We start from the raw sequence: 5,203 nt of genomic DNA on the forward strand, positions 1-5,203 counted from the left end.
TCGCCTGATCGTGGTCCCATTCGATGTAAGTCTTGTTGCCATCATCGCTGATCGCCGCCGGACGCAGCGTCTTGTTGCCCGACAGCCGGTAGCTGAAACGCTCACCGGTATCACCCGCCATTGTCGGCGGCGCACTTGCTGGGTGGTATTGCGGCTCATCGGCCAGACGAATGACAGCCGGAATGGAACCTGATGCCCCTGCGAGCATATCGAACTCGTAGGTGCGCATATTGGTGCGCACCGTCATGATCCCGTAGGCCGAGGGCCTTGCCGCACGCAGCGCTAGACTGTCGCCCGATCCGGCGACCGTGATGACGAACGCGGTAGGATCGCTCAGAATGACCGAGGCGATCTGTTCCCCCTGCCGGAACAGCAGCGTCTGCGTCACGTCCGTTGCCGTACGCAAGTTCAGGAGACCAGTACCGCTTGCAGACAGCACCTCGATCCGGGGATCCCTGGGCGGCAGTTCCTGCGCAGGAGCTGGGCTTGCCGCCAGCGCCAAGATCAACACCAGCCCCCTCATAGCTGGGAGCCCTGCTGCTGGTTTGGTAATGTCCCTTGCACGCCTACTGGTGGCGTAGCAGGCGCCACAGGCATGACCATCTCGGCATTGCGCCGGTAACGCAGCACCTGGAAGCCCAGCGGATTGAGCAGCCGGTCCGAAGCGCTCATCCGGGCCGGCGAGAACTGATACTTGATCACCGCCGCCCAATTCTCGCCTGCCTGCCGCTGTCCGCCCGGATCGGTGCGGGTGGTCGCAAACCGCACCAGCGCGGTGTCCGCGCTAAGCGACGAAATGCTGCGCACTTCCGTCTCGACCAGCGCCTGCCTCGGCAGGGTCTTGAGCGGGCTGGCCGGATTGCTGGCCTGCATAGATTTGAGATAGCGTTCACGAGCCTCACCTGCCGACCACAGCGCGACCTTGCGGTAGTCGGCGTTGAGCGCATTGATATCGAAGCTCTCGCGCGCCGTGACGTATTGCGCGAGGAACGAGCGCACCAGAGCATCATCGGGCGTGATGGCCTGCTGGTCGAGCGGCTTGAGCGCCTGGACATTGCCGGTCTGCCGGTCGACCAGCAGCGTATAGGGCACGACCGTCTTGAGCGGAGCCAGAGCCGCCAAGGCAATGGCCTCCAGCACGGCAACACCTGTGGCGAGCCCGGCAATGATCCAGGCAACCCGCTTCGAGGCGGTCAAGCCCTTGGTGCGGTCGGCCGACCAGGAACCGGCCTCTTCGTAATAGCGGGTAAGATCGTCGTCGCTCATATCGTTCATCACGTCTGGTCCCTGCGCCGCGCCGCGCTGGAGGTGCGCGCGGAAGACCGGCGCCAGGTGCTGCCCAGCGCCTCCTCATGCCGCGCCTGATCGGTTTGCACGGCGAGCGCAGGCGGTGCCGATCCGGAGCGCTCCGACCAGCGGCCTTCGACGCGCGTGATATCAGCAATGCGCTCTTCCCGGCGCAGATTCTCGCTAACCGAATGGGCCACGATCACCGCGCGCGAGGGTTCGTCTGCGTTTGCTGACAGAAAGCCTGCACGCGGCGGAGGAGCCGTTTCTCCCCGATCCGGTGCCTGCTGAAACACAACTGGCAAATGCAGCCCGCCATGGAAGGCCAAGCGCGCGATCAGGAACACGGATGCCAGCGAGACAATCGCAAAGCTGAGCGTAGCGACAAGGATCTCGACCGGTGCGTCAAGGATCTGTTGGTCCATGGTGCGCTGCTGCAAGGCATCCTGCAGCCAGGGTTCGAGCAAGGCCAATTCCACGCCGTATATCACACTCAGCATAATCGAGGCGAGAAAGGTCATGACGAGGGCTCGGCCCCAGCCTTCGAATATGCCCCGCGTGATGCCAAACAGCAGCAGGCCTGCCATCAGCGGGGTAACAGCCAGCAGAAAGCCTGCCGTCAGCCGCACCAGCGCCAGTGGCCCCAGCGTCCCTGCCAGAAAGGCACTGCGGGCAAAGCCAAGCTGGAACCAGTCGCCTTGGGCAACACCCAAGCGGCCACTGCCAAAGACGTTGAGCGCCGCAAGGCCTTTGTCGACGGTCTGCAGCCGCGCGGCGAGATCGCCCGCGCTGCCCGGCAGGCCCGAACTGCCTCCGATGACTTGTGCAATCTGCCCGGGACCATGGATCACAAGGTCGTATCCAACAATGCGCCACGCAGGCCAGCTCGTCGCCAGCGTGAGCACGATCCCTACCTTGAGCACGTCGTCAATGACGTCGCGCGTGCCCATGGGATAGCCGAGCAGCAGGCGTAGGCCGAACAGGGCGATGAAGATCGTCAGCAGGCTGGTAAGCGCCAGCGAGACGGGCGAACCGGGGCTTGCCAGCGCGCCAAAGCCATAGGCGCCGATCGTAGCCGCCTGGCAGTCGATATGCGCTAGCGCGGTGGCGAGAAAGTCCTGACCGGTATGGACGACGGGGCAAGCCATCAGGCGCGCGCCAGCAAGGGGGCCATCCAGCCCTCGGGGTCGATGCCGGTCTCACTCACCAGTTCGTCGAACAAGCGCACCGAGGCTTCCCGGCCCGAGAGGATCGTGAGCACGTCCTTCTCGCCTGAGAGGTTGAGGCGAGCCACCACGCTGTCCTGGCCGTGTTTGATGAGGAAACAGTGCGAGGAGTCGGGCAGGCTCCGCACCAGTTCGTACTCGTGCGGGGTCAGGCCGAAACCGTCGATGTAATCCTCGGGCCGTGCCTTGGGATTGATCATAAAGATCTGTGTCGCGGCCTGTTCGATGATGGCGCTGGCGATTTTGCTCTCCAGCGCATCCTGCGCGCTCTGGGTGGCGAAGCCGACAATGCCGTTGCGCTTGCGGATGGTCTTCTCCCAATCCTTGATGCGCCGTACGAAGACTTCGTCGTCGAGCGCCTTCCAGCCTTCATCAACCACAATGATCGCAGGCGTGCCATCAAGGCGTTCTTCCACCCGGTGGAAGAAGTAGAGGAGCGCAGGCGTGCGCACAGCTGGATCATCGAGGATCGCGGTCATGTCGAAGCCGACCGTGGCAGCGGTCAGGTCGGTCAGATCCTCTTCGTTGTCGAAGAGCCATGCCCGTTCGCCTTCGCCCCACCAGGGCCGCATGCGTGAATAGAGATCGCCTGCCCTGGGCCGGGCATGACCCCGGAACAGTTCGACCAGATAGCGCAGGCGCCTACGGATACGGATCTGGCCGAAGTTCGCATCGATCGCATCGCTGACAATCTCTGCCTCATCGGCATCGAGCGTGCCTGCCAGCAGCGTGATCCATTCCGTCAGGAACTGGCGGTTCTCAGGCGTATCCTCAAGCTGCAGCGGATTGAGGCCTGCGGCAGCGCCGGGACGCAGCCGGTCGTACTGGCCGCCGATGGCGCGGATGAAGAGTTCGGCGCCCCGGTCCTTGTCGAAGAAGACGATACGCGGGGCGAACTTGCGCGCCTGTGCCAGAAGGAAGTTCAGCACTACGGTCTTGCCTGAGCCCGAGGGCCCGATCACGGTGAAATTGCCGAGGTCATTGTGGTGGAAATTAAAGAAGTAGGGGCCTGCCGCCGTGGTCTCCAGCAAGGTCACTGCCTCGCCCCAGTGGTTGCCGCGTGGTTTGCCCACCGGGAAGTTGTGCAAGGAAGCGAGGCCTGCGAAGTTCTTGGCTGAGACCAGGGCACGGCGGCCGATGTATTTGAAGTTTGCCGGGAACTGCGCCCAGAATGTGGGTTCCAGCGCAATGTCCTCGCGTACTCCAACAATGCCGAGGTCGGCGAGGACCGCCGTCACTTCGGCCACTTCGGCATTGAGCACTTCGAGGCTCTCGGCATGGACGGCGATTGTGGCGTGGTGCTCGCCGAAGGAGGCGCGGCCTGCCGCCACATCGTCCTTTGCGCGCGTCAGTTCGTCGCGCAACGACAAGGCCTCATCTTCCGCCGAGCGCATGCGGCGCAGAGCGAGGTTCATGCGGCCAAGTGCCGCGCCGCGTTCCACGAAAGCGAAGGACTGGCTCACCGTCATCTCGAAGGGCATGCGATAGAGTTCGTCGAACATGCCCGGCAGGGTCTGGGCCGGATAGTCCTTGATCGAGATGAGCGCGCCGAACTTGCGCGGGGCATGACCGACGGGCGCGAGTTCGAAGGCTTCCTGGCCGAAACTCACGCGGCGGAACGGCAAATGTTGTCCGAGGTCACCGTGCGGCAGGCCGACCGGGTGCATATCCGCATTGTAGAGGTAGGAGAGAAACTCCAGAGGTTCGGAGCGATAGCCGTGTTCGCTCTTGTAGACCGAGAGTACGCGCGGATCGTAGCTGCCAAGCGCTGCCACCAAGGCTTCGGTGGCGGCATCGAGCGCTCGCTTCTCAGCGCCGAAGGCGGCCTGCCGGTCTTCGCCGGAGCGCGAGGCCCACATCCGCAGCCGGTCGGCCCAGCCCAGGCGGCCTTGCATGGGGCGGCGGACCAGCGTCACGAACAGTTCGTTGACGTACATCTGGCGCGAGGCCAACCGCTCGCGCCAACGGGTATCGAGATCACGCGAGAAGGCATCGGGATAGCGCGCTTCCAGCGCAGCTTCGGCCTTGCGGCGCACCACATGGTGGTAGATCGCGAATTGTGAATTACCGATCGCGCGCAGCATCGCATCGCGCAGGTCCGCGCGGTAGTTGAGTTCGTCGGTATCCGCCGTCTCGAACAGCAACCCGCCCAGGCGCACGGTCTGCATCAGCAGGCCGTCGCGGGTCTCCAGCGTCACGTCATCGACATGGCGCGCGTAAGGCAAGTGATCGCCTGCCGCTTTTTCGCGCGCGATGACTTTGGGATCGGAAGTCAGGGGCGGTAGGAATTGCATTGCCACAGGGCATGGTTCTTCACGCGCGGGCAGCGGCTGACGCGCACGATCCACAAGTCAAGGAAGCGGGGTTCGCGCAGGCACAGGACCGCTCCGACCAGATGCACGACCAGCGCGATCAGGATCACCCAGAACGACTTGAAGATCAGGAACAGTTCGGCGGCCAGGATGCCGTTCGCCACGAACCACGTGTAGGTCACGCCTGCGAACATCTGCGGCCTAGTCAGAGCGGTGAAAACCGTCGTGCGCTGGAGATGGGAAGACATGGAGTCTTACATACCCGTCGCGGCAGCACGAATACCGCCTACAATGCTGGCGGCTCCGAACAGAATGAAACAGCCGATCACGACGACGGCTCCATGGCGCCAGTTCATCCGGCCCGTCAGCATCATGAAA

At 63.6% G+C, this 5,203-nt stretch carries 6 protein-coding genes; all 6 read right to left on the reverse strand.

Annotated elements, in window-relative coordinates:
* On the reverse strand, positions 1 to 511 hold a 511-nt coding region (locus NN5_RS23965), incomplete at its 3' end, for a TrbG/VirB9 family P-type conjugative transfer protein (protein WP_169801053.1).
* A gap of 8 nt (positions 512 to 519) precedes the next feature.
* A complete protein-coding gene (locus tag NN5_RS23970; protein ID WP_067739103.1) occupies positions 520 to 1,275 on the reverse strand; it encodes a VirB8 family type IV secretion system protein in 756 nt (251 codons plus the stop codon).
* Complete coding sequence (locus NN5_RS23975) at positions 1,275 to 2,435, reverse strand: TrbL/VirB6 family protein (RefSeq protein ID WP_067739105.1); 1,161 nt, start codon at positions 2,433 to 2,435, stop codon at positions 1,275 to 1,277. Before NN5_RS23975 ends, NN5_RS23970 begins: the two co-directional genes overlap by 1 nt.
* Positions 2,435 to 4,807: a VirB4 family type IV secretion/conjugal transfer ATPase gene (locus tag NN5_RS23980; RefSeq protein ID WP_067739108.1), complete on the reverse strand. Its 2,373-nt coding sequence runs from the start codon at positions 4,805 to 4,807 to the stop codon at positions 2,435 to 2,437. Before NN5_RS23980 ends, NN5_RS23975 begins: the two co-directional genes overlap by 1 nt.
* A complete protein-coding gene (locus NN5_RS23985) occupies positions 4,786 to 5,073 on the reverse strand; it encodes a VirB3 family type IV secretion system protein (RefSeq protein WP_067739112.1) in 288 nt (95 codons plus the stop codon). The genes NN5_RS23980 and NN5_RS23985 overlap by 22 nt, the downstream gene beginning before the upstream one ends.
* 6 nt (positions 5,074 to 5,079) lie before the next feature.
* A partial coding sequence (locus NN5_RS27110; protein WP_245656685.1) for a TrbC/VirB2 family protein occupies positions 5,080 to 5,203 on the reverse strand: 124 nt, incomplete at its 5' end.

The organism is Novosphingobium naphthalenivorans NBRC 102051 (assembly GCF_001590985.1).
GTDB lineage: Bacteria > Pseudomonadota > Alphaproteobacteria > Sphingomonadales > Sphingomonadaceae > Novosphingobium > Novosphingobium naphthalenivorans.